This window comes from Vallitalea sediminicola (genome assembly GCF_054408565.1).
Genome location: NZ_BTPT01000274.1, coordinates 1 through 238 on the forward strand (window position 1 = coordinate 1; position 238 = coordinate 238).

At 28.2% G+C, this 238-nt stretch carries 1 protein-coding gene; it reads right to left on the reverse strand.

Annotation, left to right across the window (positions count from 1 at the left end; translation table 11 throughout):
* On the reverse strand, window positions 1-139 hold a 139-nt coding region (locus ACX6CF_RS26725), incomplete at its 3' end, for a Dna2/Cas4 domain-containing protein (RefSeq protein WP_458788416.1).
* Window positions 140-238: the final 99 nt, after the last annotated feature.

Below are 238 nucleotides of genomic sequence, written 5' to 3' on the forward strand. Positions count from 1 at the left end.
CATCATTTTTTAGTTCATGCAATACTCTTCCAATCATAACATCCTCTGAATTATTTTCTAGATTAAGCTTATTACCAAATAGGTAGCATTGTCTCTTACAGTGAAAATAGTAATTTATCAGTGTTCCTGTTACTTTCATAATTTACCTCCTAGATAAAATCACTTTCACAAAAATTATTCTTTAATAGTTCATATGCCTTTTCTTTACTGAACTTATCATCTTCAATGAATCTATAGC